This is a genomic window from Saccharopolyspora sp. NPDC002578 (assembly GCF_053592695.1).
On record NZ_JBSFWJ010000072.1, the window covers coordinates 16143 to 34371 of the forward strand.

Genomic DNA, 18229 nt, shown 5'->3' on the forward strand with positions numbered 1-18229 from the left:
CCGGGCGGCGGCGGAACGCCCCTGGCGCTCGGCGGGAGCGGAACCTTGACAGGCGTGGGCCGCCACCGCAGAGTTGCGGACTAACCAGGTGGTACATAACCGCTTCTCGCTGTTCCTGAGCAACGGAGCAAGGACGTCAGGAGCCTCTCGGTGACCGAGACCCGCACACCCGCAACGACGCCGGGCGAACACCGCAAAGCCGCGTGGGCGGCCTGGATCGGCAGCGCGCTCGAGTACTACGACTTCTTCATCTACGGCACGGCCGCCGCGCTGGTCTTCAACAAGATCTTCTTCCCGGCGTCCTCGCCCGCCACCGGCACGCTGCTCGCGCTGGCCTCCTTCGGCGTCGGCTACCTGGCACGCCCCATCGGCGCCTTCGTGCTCGGCCACGTCGGCGACCGGTTCGGGCGCAAGCAGGTGCTGGTGCTCACGGTGCTGCTGATGGGCGTCGCGACCGTCGGCGTCGGCTGCCTGCCGACCTACGAGCAGATCGGGGTGGCCGCGCCCATCACCCTCGTCGTGCTGCGCCTGCTGCAAGGGTTCTCCGCCGCGGGCGAGCAGTCCGGCGCCAGCTCCATGACGCTCGAACACGCGCCCGAGCACCGGCGCGGGTACTTCACCAGCTTCACGCTCAGCGGCACCCAGGCCGGGCAGATCCTCGCCACCGCGATCTTCCTGCCGATCGCCGCGCTGCCGCAGGAGCAGCTGCTCAGCTGGGGCTGGCGGGTGCCGTTCTGGCTCAGCGGCATCGTCGTCATCGTCGCCCTCGTCATCCGCCGCACCCTCGACGAGACCCCGGTGTTCCGGCAGGAGGTCGACAAGGCCGACAAGGAGCTGCCCATGGCCGTGCTGTTCCGCGACCACTGGGCGAGCGTGCTGCGCGTCGTCGTGGCCTCCACCGTCGCCGCCGTGAGCACGATCTTCACCGTGCACGCGCTGAGCTACGCGGTGAACACCATCGGCCTGGAACGCAGCCCCATGCTGTGGGTCGGGGTGCTGGCGAACGTGGTGGCGCTGGCCGCGATCCCGCTGTGCGCGCTGCTGTCCGACCGGATCGGGCGCAAGCCGGTGTTCATCGGTGGCACCGCGGCCAGCGCGGTGCTCATGTTCTGCTACCTGTGGTCGATCTCCACCGGGCAGTACTCGCTGATCTTCCTGACCGGAATCCTGCTGTTCGGCGTCGCCTACAGCGCACCGAACGGCGTCTGGCCGTCGTTCTACGCCGAGATGTTCCCGCCGAAGGTGCGGCTGTCCGGCATGGCCGTCGGCACCCAGATCGGCTTCGCCATCGCCGGTTTCTCCCCCAGCATCGCCGAAGCCATCGGCCCCGGGCGCGACGGCTGGATCGCGGTGTCCGCGTTCGTCGCAGTGCTCTGCGCGTGCAACATCATCGCCGTCGCGACCGGGCGGGAGACCCACCGGGTGCCCACCGCCGAGCTGGGCGGCGCGGCGCGGCCCGCGGTCGCGCGGAGCTGAGCGCGGTGGGGCCGGCGCGCGCCGGCCCCGCCGGACTCACTTGGAGCCGAGCTTCTTCTTCTGGTCGCCGGCGTAGCCGATGGCGGCGGTGGCCACGAACAGCACGCCCCCGATCACGGCGAGCCAGAACAAGCCCTTGATCACGAAGCCCGCGACGCTGACCACGAGCCACAGCAGCAGCAAGCCGCCGATCACTTTCCACACCATGCCGACCACCCCGATCAGGAGAACTCACTCCAGCTTGCCAGACCACGAGCCCCGCGAACCCCGATCCGCCGAGCACATCAGGGCCATCTCAGGGCCCGACCAGGGTGACCACACCGGCCCGCAGCTCCAACGGAGTGAACGGACCGTTCGACCAACGAGATTGGACGAACGGTCCGCTCACTCCGACCAAGCCCACCTCCAGCAGGCGAACCGCACCGATCTGAGCGAGTGAACGGACCGTTCGACCAACGAGATTGGACGAACGGTCCGCTCACTCCGACCGAACCCACCTCCAGCGGGCCAAGCGCGCCGATGCGGAACGAGTGAACGGACCGTTCGACCAACCGGATTGGGCAAGCGGTCCGTTCACTCGATGAGTTCGCCGCGCCACGAGCGCGACTTCGCCGGGCAGGACGGGGTGAACGGACCGTTCGACCAAGGAGATGGGACAAGCGGTCCGTTCACTCGGGTCAGGTGCCGTGCGGGACTCGAAGCGCTGTGCGGAGACGGGTGAACGGACCGTTGGTCCAACGGGATTGGACGAGCGGTCCGTTCACTCGGCGTGGGTCAGGTGAGCCAGGAGGCCAGGCGGGCGACGGATTCGGCGATGTCCTCGGTGGCTCCGGCGAAGGACATGCGCACGAACCGGCCGCCGCGCTCCGGGTCGAAGTCCGCACCGGGCACCACCGCGACCCCGGTCTCCTCCAGCAGCCGGTGGCACCACAACGCGGAATCGTCGGTCAGGTCCCCGATGTCGGCGTAGGCGTAGAACGCGCCGTCGGCGGGCGCGACCCGCTTGATGCCGAGCTCCGCGAGGCCGGAGAGCAGCAGTTCCCGGTTCGTCTCGTACCGGCGGACGTGCTCGGCCGCCTCGGCGTACGCGTCCGCGCCGAACGCGGCGATCGCGCCGTACTGCGACAGCGCGGGCGGGCACAGGGTGAAGTTGCCGGTCAGCGAATCCACCGCGCGCCGCAACCGCGGCGGCACCAGCATCCAGCCGAGCCGCCAGCCGGTCATGCACCAGAACTTCGAGAAGGAGTTCACCACGATCGCCTCGGTGGAGAACTCCCGCGCCGAGCGCAGCGGCTCGCCGTAGCCGATGCCGTGGTAGATCTCGTCGCTGATCAGCTGCACGCCGCGCTCGTCGCACCAGCCCGCGAGTTCCGCCAGCTCGTCCCCGGTGAGCACCGTGCCGGTCGGGTTCGCCGGACTGGCCACGATCAGGCCCTGCACCGGCTCGTCGAGCTCCTCCAGCATCGCCACGGTCGGCTGGAAGCGGGTGGACTCGTCGCAGGGCAGCTCCACGACCTCGCAGCCCAGCGCGCGCAGGATGTTGCGGTAGGCCGGGTAACCGGGCCGGGCCAGCGCCACCCGATCGCCCGCGTCGAACGCGCTCAGGAACGCCAGCAGGAACCCGCCGGAAGCGCCGGTGGTCATGACGACCTCGTCGCGCTCGACGGCCGGGCCGCCGTCGCGGTGGTAGTGCGAGGCGACCGCGTCGCGCAGCTCGGGGAGGCCGAGCTGCTCGGTGTAGCCGAGGGAGTGCCGCTGCAGCGCCTCGGCCGCCGCTTCCCGCACCGCCCGCGGGGCGGGCGAGGACGGCTGGCCCGCCGCGAGCGACACCACATCTCCGCGGCTGCGCTGCCGCGCCGCCGCGGCCGTCAGCACCTCCATGACCTGGAAGGGCGGAACGTTCGCGCGCTGAGCGGCGGCAAGGGAATCTGACCTGACCATGCCCGCCAGCGTGCCAGACGAACCACCCCGGCTTAAGACGTCCGGCCAGCGCGAAGACCGCGAAGGGCAAGCAAGGCGAAGCCTGCCTTGCGGCGAAGCCGTGCCGTGGGCGGCGAAGCCGTGCCGTGCGGCCGAAGGCCGTGCCTTGGGATGCGAAGCCAAGCCTGCCTTGCGGCGTAGCCGTGCCTGTATGTGCGAAGCACATAGCCCACGTCGAAAAGGTGACAACCCGCGGGTTCTCAGCGTCCTTCTCGCGAGGACAGCTTTTTCCCTCGTGGCGGAGCCACTCGGGAAAAAGATCCCGCAGCGAGAAGGACGCTGAGGTTCCGCCACCCGACCACCAAAGCAAAAAGAGCCGATCAATACCCCTGGTAACCGCCGCCGTCGGACATTGCTTTGAGCCCGGGGTGGCCTTCGAAGCCGCCGTAGCGGTCGAAGGTGTAGCGGACCCCGGCGATGATGTTGTCCACCGGGTCGTAGATGTCGTCGTGGCCCGGCAGCTTGTGCGCTTCGAAGGTCGGGTCGATGCACTGCATCAGGCCCTTCGACGGGGTGCCCTTGGCGGCGTTGGAGTCCCAGTCGTTGATGGCGTGCGGGTCGCCGCCGGACTCCTTCTCGATGATCGTCCAGATCTCGTCGATGTTGTCCTCGGTGACGGGGATGCCGTTCTCCTGCAGGATCTTGATCGCTTCGCGGATCCACTGGTCCACGTCGCCCGGCGGCGGGCCGCTGCTCGGCGGGCCACCGCTCGAGCCGAGGCCGCCGGAGGAACCGCTGGATCCGCTCGACCCTTCCGACCCGCTGGAACTCCCGCCTGGACCGCCGGATCCGCTCGACGACCCCGAGTTCCCGGTGGACCCTCCGGTCGAGTCGCCGGGCCCGCCTTGACCGGGTCCTCCCGGCGGGGTCGTACCCGGTGCCGCGTTCGACGGCGCGGTGTTCGCGGGCCCTTCCGGGTCCTGGAACTTCCACTCGGTGCTGCGCCCCTGCGCCGGCGTGAAGCCCTGCTCACCGGCCTTCGGGATCTTCGTGAACACCTCGTTCATGCCACCGGCGGCGTCGTTGAGCGAGGTCAGCGCGGCGTTCAGCCCGTCGTCGGCTTCGGCGACCTTGGTGGTGGCCTCCTGCGCGTGGGCGTCCATCGCACGCCGGATCGCGTCGTCTCGCACCTGCGCCGCGAGCTGGTGCGCGGGCGGATCGTTCGGGTGCGCCAGCACCGCCTGCTGGTAGGTGTTCTCGGCGTTGCGCGCGTCGGCCAGCGCCCGCTCGCCGATGGCGTTCACCGCGTCCTTCGCGGTCCGCACCGCGTCCGCGGCCTGGTCCAGCGCGTCCGCCGAGCTCTCCAAGGTCTGCTTCGCCGCGTCGAAACCGCCGCGCACCTGCCCCATGTAGCCGACGAAGGCGTCCGCCGAGGCCCCTTGCCAGGCGCCGTCGAGGCCGGTGACGGCGCTCTGCACCTGGCCGTCGGCGTCCCCGGTCGATCCGCTCGCGGTGCGCCAGCGCTGCCCGATCTCGCGGATCGCGTCGGGCTTGCTGTTCTCGACCTTGCGCAGCTGCTCGGCGAGCGCGGCACCACCGGGCTTGCCGGCGACTTCCCCTGAGATCCCCATGTCGTCCCCAGTCCAGGCGGTGGTCAGATCCGCAACGAATCGGCGTTGGTGCGCTCGATCTCCTCGACGCTGGTGCGCACCGCGTCCAGCGCCCCGCTCACGCCGCGCAGCAGCTGCTCGGCGCCGTCGAACTGCGCCTTGGCGACGCCGTCCAGGTTCGTGATCGCCGAGGCCAGCCCGGCGGCGGCGTCCAGCTCACCGAAGATCGCGGCGTCGACGTGCTGGTTCTCGAACCCGTCGCCGATGGCACCGACCGGGCCCGCCTTGCCCTCCAGCGCGGAGCGGCAGGTCTCCAGCGCCCCCATGTTGTAACCGGCGTCCGCCACGACCACTCCTCGCTGGGTTCACGGTCCGGAGCAGAACGTCCGGCGCGCCCCACCCGCGCCGTTCCGGCCGGATCCATGATTACCAGGGCGACTGCGCCGACCGGCGGTGTTTTCCGGGAAAAGCAGCCGAATGCCACCGGCGCGCACGCGAAGAACCGCACGCGGTGAGGGCACGCGTGCGGTTCGTCCGGTTCGACTCGTCAGGCGGGCGGTGCGATTTCGCCGCGGGAGGCGCGCAGCGCGATGTCCACGCGGTGGTGCGAACCGGGCAGCCGCACACCAGCGACGCGGCGGTACACCTCGTCGCGCGCGGCGGTGAGGTCCTCGCCGGTGGCGACGACCGACAGCACCCGGCCGCCCGCCGACAGCACCGCCCCGTCGTCGCGGCGCCGGGTTCCGGAGTGCAGCACGCCGGTCGCGTCGCCCCCGGTGATCACGTCGTCGACCCGCGGGCGGCCCGGGTAGCCCTCGGCGGCCACGACGACCGTGACCGCGGCACCCGGTTCCCACTCCAGCGCGGGAGCGGCGGCGAGCTCGCCGTGCGCGACTGCGTTGAGCAGCCCGGCCAGCGGCGTGTGCAGCAACGACAGCACGGCCTGCGTCTCCGGGTCGCCGAACCGGCAGTTGAACTCGATCACCTGCGGGCCCGCCGAGGTCAACGCCAGGCCCGCGTAGAGCAGCCCGGAGAACGGGGTGCCGCGCTCGGCCAGCTCGTCCACGACCGGCTGCACCACGGTGCGCACCACGGTGTCGGTGAAGCCCTCCGGCGCCCACGGCAGCGGCGCGTAGGCACCCATGCCGCCGGTGTTGGGGCCCGCGTCGTCGTCGCCGACGCGCTTGAAGTCCTGCGCGGGCAGCAGCGGCACCACCGTGCTCCCGTCGACCAGGCAGAACAGCGAGGCCTCCGGGCCGTCCAGGAACGACTCCAGCAGCACCGGGTGGCCGTCGTCGAGCAGCGTCAGCGCGTGCGCGCGAGCCGCGTCGAAATCACCGGTGACCAGCACGCCCTTGCCGCCGGCGAGCCCATCGTCCTTGACCACCCAGGTGGGGCCGAACCGGGCCAGCGCCGCGTCCAGCTTCGCCGGGTTGTCCACCGTCTCGCTGTGCGCGGTGGGCACGCCCGCGGCGACCATGACGTCCTTCGCGAACGCCTTGGAGCCCTCGATGCGGGCGGCTTCCTTCGACGGGCCGAAGCAGGCGATCCCGGCGGCACGCACGGCGTCGGCGGCGCCCGCGACCAGCGGGGTCTCCGGGCCGAACACGACCAGGTCCGCCTTCCACGTCGTGGCGAGCTCGGTCACCGACGCGGGGTCGGCGACGTTCACCGCGTAGGGCTCGGCGAGCGCGGCGGTACCCGCGTTGCCGGGAGCGCAGGCCAGGGCGGTCACCGATGGGTCCTTCGACAGCGCGAGCACGATCGCGTGCTCCCTGCCACCTGCCCCGATCACGAGGATTCGCACGCCCGGAAGCGTAGAGCGTCCCGCCGCCGCCCGGCGGCGGCCCCCCGCAACGGTGTGGCGAACCGGACAGCCGATTCCGCCGATCGGCCCCGACCAGCCGGAACCGGGCGCGGTACGCCTGGCGCCCACGACGAGTTCACCCGATGGTCGCGTGGTCTTGCCGAAGACGTCGCTCGCCCCGGCGAGGGTCGAGCCGGGCGCGCGGCCCCTCCCGCGCACGAACCACCACTGGAGGACAGATGCTGATCCGGACGCGCTTGGCGGCGCTCGCCGTGTCCACGGTCGCCGCGCTGAGCAGCCTCGCGCAGCTCCCGGCCGCCGCGGCCCCGTCCGCTCCCGCCGAGGCGGACCGCGTCGAGGTGTTCGGGCACCGCGGCGCCTCCGGCTACCGGCCGGAGCACACGCTGGCCTCCTACGAGCTGGCGGCGCGGATGGGCGCCGACTACATCGAGCCCGACCTGGTCTCCACCCGCGACGGCGTGCTCGTGTCGCGGCACGAGAACGAGATCAGCGGCACCACCGACGTCGCCGAGCGCCCCGAGTTCGCCGACCGCAGGACCACCAAGGTCATCGACGGTGTCGAGCTGACCGGCTGGTTCACCGAGGACTTCACCCTCGCCGAGCTCAAGGCGCTGCGGGCGGTCGAACGCATCCCCGAGCTGCGCCCGAACAACACGATCTACGACGGCCGGTTCCAGGTGCCCACCTTCCAGGAGGTCGTCGACCTCGCGGACCGCCTGTCGCGGGAGCTGCACCGCGAGATCGGTGTCGCGCCGGAGACCAAGCACCCCAGCCACTTCCGGCGCATCGGCCTGCCGCTGGAGCCGAAGGTCGCGCGGGCGCTCGACGACAACGGGCTCAACCGCCCGAACGCGAAGGTCGTGGTGCAGTCCTTCGAGGTGGCGAACCTGCGGGAGCTGGACCGCTCGGTGCGGGTGCGGCTGGTGCAGCTGATCAGCGGCAGCGGCGCGCCGCAGGACTTCATCGAGGCCGGCGACCCCCGCACCTACGCGGACCTGGTGACCCCGGAGGGCCTGCGGGAGATCGCGGGCTACGCCGACGTCATCGGGCCGGACACGAAGGTGCTGCTGCCGGTCGACGAGAGCGGCCACCTCACCGGCCCCACGCGGGTCGCCGCCGACGCGCACGCCGCCGGGCTGGAGGTCGTGCCGTACACGGTTCGCGCGGAGAACGAGTTCCTGCCCGCCGACTTCCGCTCCTCCGACGTGCCCGCCGAGTTCGGCGACGTCTTCGGCTACTTCGACGCGCTGTTCGCCCAGCACATCGACGGGATCTTCAGCGACCACCCGGACATCGCCGTCCGGTCCCGCGACGAGCACGCGGGCTGAAACGAGGCGCGCGCCTCCTCCGCGACAGGTGGAGGAGGCGCTGCCTACGGGCGCCGTCTCCGGAAGAGCTCGTTGGCGGCGGGGGAGAACAGCAGCGCCAGCGCTCCGAGCACCGCGCAGAGGTGGAACGCGCGCAAGGAGGCGAAGGTCCAGGCCGACGCGCCCGTCCCGTCGACCCACGCCGCCGCGACGGGCGCCCCGTGCGCCATCTCCAGCAGCGGGCCGCCGACCATGCTCAGCGTGCCGATCCCGCCGATCAGCACCGCCACCGCCCAGCGGGTCCCCGGCTCACCTCTGCGCAGGCGCAGCACCAGCAGGAGCAGCGCCGCGTACACGACCGCGCGAACCCCCAGCTGGCCCGCGATCCCGTCCGCGGGCAGCTCCCCGGCGACGGCGCGCAGCACCTGCAGCACCGTCTCCGCCACGCCCGTCGCCACCGCGCACACCCACAGCCCGATCGAGCCGCGCACCACCGCCGGCACCGCCGGCACCTCGACCACCGCCACGCTCGCCATCGCCGCCCCCGTCCGATCCGTTCACGGTCGTCTCGGACGGTAGGAGCGCGGATCGCCCGGTCCCATCGGGTTTCGCCCCGATTCCGGGCTCGGGGTCAGGACGCCGGGCTGGGGTCCGGGACTCGGGGTGCGGCGGCGGGAGCGCCCTGCTCGGCGAGCAGGCCGCGGCGGGCCAGCACCGGGCGCACGCCCTCGCCGAACCAGTACGCCTCCTCCAGGTGCGGGTACCCGGAGAACACGAACTCCTCGACGCCCACGTCGTGGTACTCGGACATGAGGTCGGCGACCTCCTCGTGGCTGCCGACGAAGGCGGTTCCGGCGCCGCCGCGCAGCAGCCCGACGCCGGACCACAGGCCGGGGTGCACTTCGAGTGCGCGCGCGTCGGAGTGCAGGACGCCGCCGTGCAGTTCCGCCATCCGGCGCTGCGCGGTGGATTCGGTGACCGCGAACTTCGCCTGCGAGGCCGCGACGTCCGCCGGATCCATCTGGTCCAGGAAGCGCTGCGCCGTGGCCCACGCCTCGGCGGAGGTGTCGCGGGTGATGGTGTGCGCCCGCAGCCCGAACCGCAGGGTGCGGCCTTCGGCGGCGGCGAGCTCGCGCAGCCGGGCGATCCGCTCCCCGACCTGCGCGGGCGGTTCGCCCCAGGTCAGGTGCACGTCGGCTCGTCGCGCCGCCACGGGCAGCGCCGCGGGCGAGGAACCGCCGAAGTACAGCGGCGGCTGCGGGTTCGGCACGTCGTAGGCGGTGGCGCCGCGCAGCCGGTAGTGCTCGCCGTCGAAGTCGGCGGAGGCACCGGACCAGATGGCGCGCATCGCGGCGAGGAATTCGTCGGTGCGCTCGTAGCGCTTGTCGTGGTCGAGCCAGTCGCCGTAGCGGCGCTGCTCGGTGGACTCACCGCCGGTGACGATGTTGAGCAGCAACCTGCCGCCGGAGACCTGCTGGTAGGTGGTGGCCATCTGCGCGGCCAGCGTCGGCGTCAGCGAACCGGGCCGGAACGCCACCAGGAACTTGATGCGCTTGGTGCGCCCCAGCAGCGCGGCCGTGGTCACCCACGCGTCCTGGCACCAGCTGCCGGTGGGCGTGAGCATCCCGGTGAACCCGAGGTGCTCGACGGCCTGCGCGACCTGCGCCAGGTAGTCGATGTCGGGTTCGCGCGGGGTCTGCGCCCCCACGGCCGTCACGTGCGGGCGGTCCACGATGGACCGGCCGTCGCCGTGCGTGGGCAGGAACCAGTGCACCGTGATGCTCATGCGGAGCCCTCCGAACTCGTGCTGCGCGGGGTGGAACCCGTCGTTGATCTCGGCCTGAGCAGGGGTCTCGCGGAGCCTCGGCCGGACCTGCTCGGGCCGCTCACCTGGACCGGCGAGATCAAGGGCGGGCGGTCAGCGGACGGCGGCGAGCCGCTGCTCGAACCGGGTGTCGACGTACTCGGCGAAGTCGAACGCGCGCGGGATCTCCTTCGCCTGCACGAACGCGTCCGCCAACTCCTGCGAGGAGCGGATCACCGAATCGTCCAGCGGGATCGGCAGGTTCGGCCCGGCGTCGGTGGCTCGGCGCGTCACTTCGAGGGGCAGGCCGGTGTCCTCGGCCCACGCCTTCGCCCGCTCGGGCCGGTGCGCGTCGGAGAAGATCTGCGCCTGCGCCACCCGCACCACGTAGTCGGCGAGCGCGGTGTTCTTCGTCGCGTCGGACAGGGCCGCGTCGCTCGCGACCTGGAAGTCGAGCCCGTTGGAGATCCCGGTGCCGTCGACGAGCACCTCGGCGCCCGTCTCCAGCTGCACCTGCGCGAAGTACGGGTCCCAGATCGCCCAGGCGTCCACCTCGCCGCCGTTGAACGCGCCCAGCGCGTCCGCGGGCTGCAGGATCACCAGCTCCACGTCGTCCGGGGTGAGCCCGGCCTGGCGCAGGTTCAGCAGGACCTGGCCGTGCGCGGAGCTGCCGCGCGCCAGGGCGATCTTCTTGCCCCGCAGGTCCTCCACCCGCCGCAGCGGGGAGCCCTTCGGCACGATCAGCGCGTCGCTGGTCACGTTGCCCTTCGACGCGGACACCACCTTCACGTTGCGCTTGGCCGCCGCCGCGAACAGCGGGGGCGTGTTGCCGACGCCGCCGATGTCGATGGCCCCGGCCGAGGCGGCCTCCAGCAGCGGCGGGCCGGAGGTGAACGTGGACCACTCGATCGCGTAAGGCGCCCGGTCCAGCCCGGCGGAGCGCAGCAGGGACTGCGAGTTGCCCTTCTGGTCGCCGACGCGCAGCCGCACCCGGCGCAGCTCGGCGTCCCCGACCGGCGGCGGCACGGGCGCGGAGGCCGCGTCCGGGCTCCGGCCGCAGGCGCCGAGCAGCCCGGCGGCCGTGGTGGACAGGGCGAGGGCGGCGAGGAAATCCCGACGGTGCAAGGTCGTGTCGCTTTCGCTGAGCAGGCGGCCCTCGACCGGCCCGTCGACGCGGGACGATCGGAGGGAGAGCGATGAGGTGCGTCAGCGAAGACGACAGACCGCGCTGGCCTGCCGCCGGAGATCGACGTGCAGGCGCCCGGTCAGCACGGTGCGCACGGCCATGCCTGGAGATTCGCACCCGCCCGAACTCTCCGTCAACGCCTGGGAAACCTCATCCCACCAGGTGATACCCGGCGCGAAAACCCGGGTGGCGAAGGAAAAAACGCCCCACCCGCCCGGCGTGGGCGCGTGAGGCGTTCTCCGGGATCGCGGCTCAGCAGGTGCCGAGCGCGTCCTTGAGGGCCGTCTTCTCCGCTTCGGTGACCGTGAGCTCGTACTTGTGCTTCGAGCCGACCCACATCGAGGCGTAGGTGCAGTGGTAGCCCGCTTCCGGCGGCATCCACTGGTCCGGGGTCTGGTCGCTCTTCTCCTGGTTCACGTTGTCGGTGACCGCGATGAGCTGCGGACCTTCGAGGTCGTTGGCGAACGCCTCGCGCTGCTCGTTCGTCCACTCCGACGCGCCGGAACGCCAGGCGGCGGCCAGCGGCACCACGTGATCGATGTCCACATCGGACGGCTGCGTCCAGGAACCGCCGTCGTACGGGCTGTTCCAGGTGCCCGACGTCGGGTAGCAGTCCGAGCCGACCTCGACGTTCTCCCCGTCGCGCTTGAGCACGGCCTCGCGGGTGCTGCACCCGTCGGACCCTTCGCTCCAGTGCGGGAACTTGTCGCGGTCGTAGCCGTCGGAGGAGCCCTCGGGCGCGACCGTCAGCTCGTCCAGCTGGGTCTGCGCGGTGGCGCCGTCGGGGATGCCGGGCGGTTCGGCACCGGCGGGCAGGGCCAGGCCGAGCGACAGTGCGCCGGCCAGGGGCAGAGCGGTCAGGGCTGCGCGAAGCGAACGTTTCGGCGTCATGGGGTCCTCCGCTGTGGCTGATCTCGCCGATGTCGATCCTGACCCTCATCGAGCGAAGTGGCCATGACAATGCCCCGAAGTGACTAGGCGGTGACCTGTCGTGAAAGCGCCACGTCCCGGCCCCCTTATCTGGTGAATCTGTGTGTGCGCAGGGCTTTTCGCCGCTTTCGCGGCGTCGTCACGGCCGCACGAGCAGCAGGTCCTCGGTGTGGCGGTACCAGGCCCATGTGCCCACCGGCCTGGGATGCGCCACCCCGTCGCGCAGCACCGTCGCCTCCCGGAAACCGGCCTGCACGGCGCGCCCCCTGGTCACCTCGCGGCGAGCGCGCAGCAGGCCGCGGCGCACCGTCGTCACGCGCAGGCCGTCGGCGGCCGGATCGAGGTTCGCCGACATCGGATCGGCGGTGGGCTCCGGCAGCGGCGTCGCGTCCGGATCGGGGCTGATCTCCAAGCTCCGCGCCGCCCCCTGCAGCACCCGGTGGTCGTCGCAGTACACCTGCCCGGTGATCGGCTCGACGCGCCCGGAGGCGATCAGCAAGCCACCCGAGTCGTCCCGCACCAGCGCGGCGGGCCGAGCGGCGCCCTCGAACGCGAGCCGCCGCGCCTCGGCCCCCACCGGCAGCCCCCACAGCCGCGTCGCGGGCGACTCCGCCACCGGGACGTAACCCACCGCCAAGTCGGCGATGCGGTTCTTGCGCAGCAACCGCAGCACCACCGCGGCGAGATCGGCATCGGTACCCTCGACCACGACTCGCCCGGGGCCGTCGGGCAAGAGCGCATCGACCTCGGCCTTCCCGGGAGCGGGAGAGACGAAGTGCCACGCTGCGTCACCGCACGCACGCGTGGTGTCATCGTTGTTTGTGCAGCACAGTGCAGTGGTACTCACGTTTCGCTCCTGGTTTACCCTGATCGACCGGCATCAGTGTCGCGTCGAAGCGGGAAGTCGCTCGCGCGGACCCACAGTCCAGGTTGGAGTTTCACATGCCGGCGATCGTGCTGATCGGAGCCCAGTGGGGCGACGAGGGCAAGGGCAAGGCGACCGACCTGCTCGGTGAGCAGGCGCAGTGGGTCGTGCGCTACCAGGGCGGCAACAACGCGGGTCACACCGTGGTGCTGCCCGACGGGCAGGACTTCGCGCTGCACCTCATCCCGTCCGGGATCCTCACGCCCGGCGTGACGAACGTGATCGGCAACGGCGTCGTCGTCGACCCGGGCGTGCTGCTCGACGAGCTCGCCGGCCTGGAGGAGCGCGGGGTGGACACCTCGCGGCTGCTGCTGTCCGCGGACGCGCACATGATCATGCCGTACCACGTGGCCATCGACCGCGTCACCGAGCGCTACCTGGGCAAGAAGCAGATCGGCACCACCGGCCGCGGCATCGGCCCCGCCTACCAGGACAAGGTCGCCCGCGTCGGCGTCCGCGTCCAGGACCTGCTCGACGAGAAGATCCTGCGGCAGAAGGTCGAAGCCGCGCTGGAGTTCAAGAACCAGCTGCTGGTCAAGGTCTACAACCGCCGCGCGCTCGACGCCGACGAGGTCGTCGACACCGTGCTGGAGCAGTCCGAGCGCTTCGCCGGGCGCATCGCCGACACGAAGCTGCTGGTCAACGAGGCGCTGGAGCGCGGCGAGACGGTGCTGCTGGAAGGCTCGCAGGGCACGCTGCTCGACGTCGACCACGGCACCTACCCGTTCGTGACCTCGTCGAACCCGACCTCCGGCGGCGCGTGCGCGGGCTCCGGCATCGGGCCCACCCGGATCAACGCCGTGATCGGCATCCTGAAGTCGTACACCACCCGCGTCGGTGCGGGCCCGTTCCCGACGGAGCTCACCGACGACGCCGGCGAGAACCTCCGCAAGCAGGGCGGCGAGTTCGGCGTCACCACCGGGCGCTCGCGGCGCACCGGCTGGTTCGACGCGGTGATCGCGCGCTACGCGACGCGCGTCAACGGCATCACCGACTACTTCCTGACGAAGCTCGACGTGCTCTCCGGGCTGGAGACCATCCCCGTGTGCGTCGCCTACGACGTCGACGGGCAGCGCGTCACCGAGATGCCGATGACGCAGACCGGCGTGCACCACGCCGTGCCCGTGTACGAAGAGATGCCCGGCTGGTTCGAAGACCTCAGCGGCGCGCGCAGCTTCGAAGACCTGCCGACCAACGCGCAGAACTACGTGCTGCGCCTGGAAGAACTGGCCGGTGCCCGCATCTCCGCGATCGGCGTCGGCCCCGGACGCGACCAGACGATCGTCCGCCACACGATGGCGTGAGGGTCCTTTCGGGCGTGAACGGGCGTTGCTCGCTGCGCTGCCTCATCAGCGAGCAACGCCCGCGAAGGGCGCAGCCACCTCGCGGCGAAGCCGTGCAGTGAGACGGGCGAAGCCACGCCTGCCTTGCGGCCGAAGGCCGTGCCTGTATTCGCGCAGCGAATAGCCCACGTCACAAAGCCGACCACCCGCGGGTTCTCAGCGGCTTCCTCGCGAGGACGGCTTTTTCCCTCGTGGCGGAGCCACTCGGGAAAAAGATCCCGCAGCGAGGAAGCCGCTGAGGTTCCGCTAAGCGACCACCAAAGCAGAACGAGCCGTGGAAGCACTCAGTAAACCCGGCATTCCACGCACCACAGCAACCACACGCCCAAACCCGGGAAGGCCTTAAAACCCGACACCACACGCCAAGCCGAGCAAGACTCCAAAGCCCGGCCACCAGAGCAACCCCCCGGCGATCACCGCCGCAAACTAAGACCGACCTTCTGGAATTCCTTGAGTTCCGAGTACCCGGTCTTCGCCATCGAGCGGCGGAGGCCGCCGAACAGGTTGATGGTGCCGAACGGGTCGCTGCTCGGCCCGAACAGCAGCGTTTCGAGGTCGGCGCCGGCGCCGGTGAAGCCGACGATCTCGCTGCGCGGCAGGTTCGGGTGCGCGGCGGCGGACGTCCAGTAGTAGCCCTGCGCCGGTGCCTCTTCGGCCTCGGTCAGCGCTTCGCCGAGCATCACCGCGTCGGCGCCGCACGCGATGGCCTTCGCGATGTCGCCGGAGTAGGACAGCGCCCCGTCGGCGAGCACGTGCACGTACCGGCCACCGGTCTCGTCGAGGTAGTCGCGGCGCGCGGCGGCGGCGTCGGCGATGGCGGTGGCCATCGGCACTCCGATGCCCAGGACCTGCGTGGTCGTCGCGGAGCGGGACTGGCCGAATCCGACGATCACTCCGGCGGCGCCGGTGCGCATCAGGTGCATCGCGGTGCGGTAGTCGCCCACGCCGCCTGCGATCACCGGCACGTCGAGGTCCGCGATGAAGCGCTTCAGGTTCAGCGGTTCGCCGTCGCGGGCGACGTGTTCGGCCGAGACGATGGTGCCGTGCACCATGAGCACTTCGACTCCGGCGGCCAGCAGGTCGGGGGTGAGCTCTTCGGCGTGCTGCGGGCTGACCCGCGCGGCGACCGTGACCCCGGAGTCCTTGATCTCCTTGATCGACTGGGTGAGCAGGTCGCGGCGCAACGGAGCCGCGTGCAGCTCCTGCAGCAGCGTGATGGCGGCGGCCGGGTCCTCGTTCTCCTCGGCGGTGCGCACGACTTCGAGCAGCTTCTCCTCGACGTTGGAGTGCCGCGCCCAGAGCCCTTCGGCGTTGAGCACGCCGAGGCCGCCGAGCTCACCGACGCGGATCGCGGTCGCCGGGGACACCACGGCGTCCGTCGGGTGCGTCACCAGCGGGATGTCGAACCGGTACGCGTCGATCTGCCAGGCCAGCGACACGTCCTGCGACGAACGGGTCCGCCGGGACGGGACGATCTCGATGTCCTCCAGGTCGTACCCCCGCATGGCCGTCCGGCCCATGCCGATCTCAACCAGATCCCGCACGTCAAGTCCTCCCTACCAGCACCACGGCACTCCAACGGAGCATTCTCTCTACTCCGGGCTCGGACCTCGCATCCGCCCCGGTCTTTCGGCTCCGGCGCCCGGTGCGTTCAGGCGTGCGGGGCAAGGCCCGCGACGGTCAGCCGGAACAACCTGTCGGCTTCGGCGGCGGCGTCGGCGCGGTGTTCGACGGCCAGCACGATGCCGACGATCACCGTGATCAGGTCGGCGAGGGCGATGTCCGCTCGCACCGCACCGTCGCGCACGGCGCGGTCCAGCAGCGGTGTTCCCGCTTCCTCCAGCGCTCCGGCGCAGGTGTTGCCCTGGACGGGGTCGGCGTCGGGTCCCGCGTAGGACAGCGCGACCGCCAGGCCGCGGACGGTGGCGCAGTAGGCGACCACTTCGTCGAGCCAGCGCAGTAGCGCGTCGCGGCCGTCGGGCGCATCGGTCAGCTCGGCGGCGCGACGGCTCAGCGCGTCGATGCGGCTGTGCGAGACCGCTTCGAGCAGGGCGCGGCGCGTGGGGAAGTGCCTGCGCACGGTCGCCGATCCGACTCCGGCGGTGCGGGCGATCTGCTCCAGGGACGCTTCGGCGCCGCGGGCGGCGACCTCTTGTTCGGCCACGGCGAGGATGCGGGCGTGGTTGCGCCGGGCGTCCGAGCGCTGCGCGCCGGTCACGGCGTCACCTCCTGCTTCACAAAACGGCGGGGTCCGCCGTATCGTACGGGAGCACAAACGGCGGGCCCCGCCGTTTTTCTCCCGAGGAGCAGCATGCCGACCCAACCCGCACCCGTCCTGGTCTCCGGCGCCACCGGCAGGCAGGGCGGAGCCACCGCCCGCGCCCTGCTCGCCGCGGGCGTTCCCGTCCGCGCCCTGGTGCGCGACCCCGAGGCCGAACGCGCCGCCGCGGTGCGCGCGCTCGGAGCCGACCTGGTGACCGGCGACCTCCGCGACCGCGACTCCCTGGCACCGGCGGTCGACGGCGTCCGCGCGGTCTTCTCCGTGCAGCTGCCCGAACTCACCGCGGACGGCTTCGACTTCGACGGGGAGATCACGCAGGGCACCAACCTCATCGAAGCGGCCCGCGCCGCCGAGGTGGCGCAGTTCGTGCACACCTCGGTCAGCGGCGCCGGTCAGCACACCGAGGTGCCCGGCATGGCCGAAGGCCGGTGGGGAGTGGCGCGCAGCCTGGGCGCCAAGAGCGCGATCCAGGATCGGGTCCGCGAAGCCGGTTTTCCCAGCTGGACGCTGCTCAAGCCCGCCTTCTTCATGGCGAACTTCCTGCCCTCGATGGGCTTCCTGTTCCCGCGCGGCGTCGAAGGCGGCCTGGTCAGCGTCCTCAAGCCGGACACCCGCCTGTCCCTGATCGCGACGGCGGACATCGGGGCCGCGGCGGCCGCCGCGATCGCCGAGCCGACGCGGTTCCACGAGGTCGAACTGGAACTGGCGGGCGACTTCCTGCCGATGGAGCGGATCGCCGAAGTACTCTCCGGCGCGCTCGGCGTCCCGCTGGCGGCCCCCGACATGACCGAGGCCGAAGCACTGGCCGCCGGGATGCCGGGCATGGGCGCCACCCACGACTACCTGAACGCGGTCGGCCAGCCGGCCCGCCCCGAGTTCGCCGCCGAACTGGGCCTGCCCACCACCGCGTTCGAGCAGTGGGCGGCGGAACACCTGCGCGCGGGCGCGTGACCCGCGAGCGAGGGGCTCGGGAACCGATCGGCTCCCGAGCCCCCGCGCCTCACCGGGTCGTGTAGTTCGGCGCTTCCACCGTCATGGTGATGTCGTGCGGGTGCGACTCCTTGAGCCCCGCCGCCGTGATCCGCACCAGGTTCGCCCGCTGCAGCTCGGCCACGGTGGACGCCCCGGTGTAGCCCATCCCGGACCGCAGGCCGCCGACGAGCTGGTCCACGACCTGCGACAGCGGCCCGCGGAACGGCACGCGGCCCTCGATGCCCTCCGGCACCAGCTTGTCCTCGGAGAGCACGTCGTCCTGGAAGTAGCGGTCCTTCGAGTAGGACTTCGACTGCCCGCGGGTCTGCATCGCGCCGAGCGACCCCATGCCCCGGTAGACCTTGAACTGCTTGCCGTTGACCAGCACCAGGTCACCGGGCGACTCCGCGGTGCCCGCGAGCAGGCTGCCGAGCATGACGCTGCTGGCCCCGGCCGCGATCGCCTTCGGGATGTCCCCGGAGTACTGGATGCCGCCGTCGCCGATCAGCGGGACACCGGCCGGGCGGCACGCCTGGTCGGCCTCGTAGATCGCGCTGATCTGCGGCACGCCCACCCCGGCCACGACGCGGGTCGTGCAGATCGAGCCGGGCCCGACGCCGACCTTCACCGCGTCCGCCCCGGCGTCC

18 protein-coding genes are annotated in these 18229 nt (G+C 71.7%); 4 read left to right on the forward strand and 14 right to left on the reverse strand.

Annotated elements, in window-relative coordinates; all coding sequences use genetic code 11:
- Positions 1 to 150 precede the first annotated feature (150 nt).
- A complete protein-coding gene (locus tag ACWD38_RS25265) occupies positions 151 to 1476 on the forward strand; it encodes an MFS transporter (protein WP_184484318.1) in 1326 nt (441 codons plus the stop codon).
- Between the two features lie 36 nt (positions 1477 to 1512).
- Here the strand turns inward: ACWD38_RS25265 and ACWD38_RS25270 are convergent, their stop codons facing one another.
- From ACWD38_RS25270 to purD, 5 genes are all read right to left on the reverse strand, one after another.
- Positions 1513 to 1683 (reverse strand): hypothetical protein, encoded by a 171-nt coding sequence (locus tag ACWD38_RS25270; protein WP_184484316.1) that lies wholly within the window; start codon positions 1681 to 1683, stop codon positions 1513 to 1515.
- Between the two features lie 567 nt (positions 1684 to 2250).
- Entirely contained in the window at positions 2251 to 3417 is a 1167-nt protein-coding gene (locus ACWD38_RS25275) for a pyridoxal phosphate-dependent aminotransferase (RefSeq protein ID WP_450125054.1), read from the reverse strand.
- Between the two features lie 359 nt (positions 3418 to 3776).
- Complete coding sequence (locus tag ACWD38_RS25280) at positions 3777 to 5027, reverse strand: transglycosylase SLT domain-containing protein (protein ID WP_450125055.1); 1251 nt, start codon at positions 5025 to 5027, stop codon at positions 3777 to 3779.
- A gap of 23 nt (positions 5028 to 5050) precedes the next feature.
- Complete coding sequence (locus ACWD38_RS25285; protein WP_184484310.1) at positions 5051 to 5353, reverse strand: hypothetical protein; 303 nt, start codon at positions 5351 to 5353, stop codon at positions 5051 to 5053.
- Positions 5354 to 5553: 200 nt separating this feature from the next.
- Positions 5554 to 6813 (reverse strand): phosphoribosylamine--glycine ligase, encoded by a 1260-nt coding sequence (gene purD, locus ACWD38_RS25290; protein WP_184484308.1) that lies wholly within the window; start codon positions 6811 to 6813, stop codon positions 5554 to 5556.
- Positions 6814 to 7052: 239 nt separating this feature from the next.
- On the opposite strand from purD, the gene ACWD38_RS25295 reads away from it, so the two are divergent.
- On the forward strand, positions 7053 to 8162 hold the full coding sequence (locus ACWD38_RS25295; RefSeq protein WP_450125056.1) for a glycerophosphodiester phosphodiesterase: 1110 nt from the start codon (positions 7053 to 7055) through the stop codon (positions 8160 to 8162).
- A 44-nt stretch (positions 8163 to 8206) separates the two neighbouring features.
- Here ACWD38_RS25295 and ACWD38_RS25300 read toward each other — a convergent pair whose 3' ends face one another.
- The 6 genes from ACWD38_RS25300 to ACWD38_RS25325 form a co-directional block, all read right to left on the reverse strand.
- Complete coding sequence (locus ACWD38_RS25300; RefSeq protein WP_184484305.1) at positions 8207 to 8677, reverse strand: hypothetical protein; 471 nt, start codon at positions 8675 to 8677, stop codon at positions 8207 to 8209.
- A 95-nt stretch (positions 8678 to 8772) separates the two neighbouring features.
- Positions 8773 to 9927 carry an LLM class flavin-dependent oxidoreductase gene (locus tag ACWD38_RS25305; RefSeq protein WP_450125057.1) on the reverse strand — a complete coding sequence of 385 codons (1155 nt, stop codon included), beginning with the start codon at positions 9925 to 9927 and terminating at the stop codon, positions 8773 to 8775.
- A 132-nt stretch (positions 9928 to 10059) separates the two neighbouring features.
- Entirely contained in the window at positions 10060 to 11070 is a 1011-nt protein-coding gene (locus ACWD38_RS25310; protein WP_450125058.1) for an ABC transporter substrate-binding protein, read from the reverse strand.
- Between the two features lie 81 nt (positions 11071 to 11151).
- Complete coding sequence (locus tag ACWD38_RS25315; protein ID WP_425503622.1) at positions 11152 to 11232, reverse strand: putative leader peptide; 81 nt, start codon at positions 11230 to 11232, stop codon at positions 11152 to 11154.
- Positions 11233 to 11383: 151 nt separating this feature from the next.
- Positions 11384 to 12022 carry an HNH endonuclease family protein gene (locus tag ACWD38_RS25320; RefSeq protein ID WP_184484301.1) on the reverse strand — a complete coding sequence of 213 codons (639 nt, stop codon included), beginning with the start codon at positions 12020 to 12022 and terminating at the stop codon, positions 11384 to 11386.
- Positions 12023 to 12200: 178 nt separating this feature from the next.
- The gene (locus ACWD38_RS25325; protein WP_450125059.1) at positions 12201 to 12770 is read right to left on the reverse strand and encodes a hypothetical protein; all 570 of its coding nucleotides are present in this window, start codon (positions 12768 to 12770) and stop codon (positions 12201 to 12203) included.
- A gap of 233 nt (positions 12771 to 13003) precedes the next feature.
- On the opposite strand from ACWD38_RS25325, the gene ACWD38_RS25330 reads away from it, so the two are divergent.
- The gene (locus tag ACWD38_RS25330; RefSeq protein WP_184484297.1) at positions 13004 to 14290 is read left to right on the forward strand and encodes an adenylosuccinate synthase; all 1287 of its coding nucleotides are present in this window, start codon (positions 13004 to 13006) and stop codon (positions 14288 to 14290) included.
- Between the two features lie 452 nt (positions 14291 to 14742).
- On the opposite strand, the gene ACWD38_RS25335 is transcribed toward ACWD38_RS25330, so the two are convergent.
- Both ACWD38_RS25335 and ACWD38_RS25340 read right to left on the reverse strand, forming a co-directional pair.
- On the reverse strand, positions 14743 to 15873 hold the full coding sequence (locus tag ACWD38_RS25335) for a GuaB3 family IMP dehydrogenase-related protein (RefSeq protein ID WP_184483039.1): 1131 nt from the start codon (positions 15871 to 15873) through the stop codon (positions 14743 to 14745).
- A 107-nt stretch (positions 15874 to 15980) separates the two neighbouring features.
- A complete protein-coding gene (locus tag ACWD38_RS25340; protein WP_450125060.1) occupies positions 15981 to 16547 on the reverse strand; it encodes a TetR/AcrR family transcriptional regulator in 567 nt (188 codons plus the stop codon).
- Positions 16548 to 16640: 93 nt separating this feature from the next.
- On the opposite strand from ACWD38_RS25340, the gene ACWD38_RS25345 reads away from it, so the two are divergent.
- The gene (locus ACWD38_RS25345) at positions 16641 to 17561 is read left to right on the forward strand and encodes an NmrA family NAD(P)-binding protein (RefSeq protein WP_450125061.1); all 921 of its coding nucleotides are present in this window, start codon (positions 16641 to 16643) and stop codon (positions 17559 to 17561) included.
- A 49-nt stretch (positions 17562 to 17610) separates the two neighbouring features.
- On the opposite strand, the gene ACWD38_RS25350 is transcribed toward ACWD38_RS25345, so the two are convergent.
- The coding region (locus ACWD38_RS25350) for an IMP dehydrogenase (protein ID WP_450125062.1) at positions 17611 to 18229 on the reverse strand (619 nt) is incomplete at its 5' end.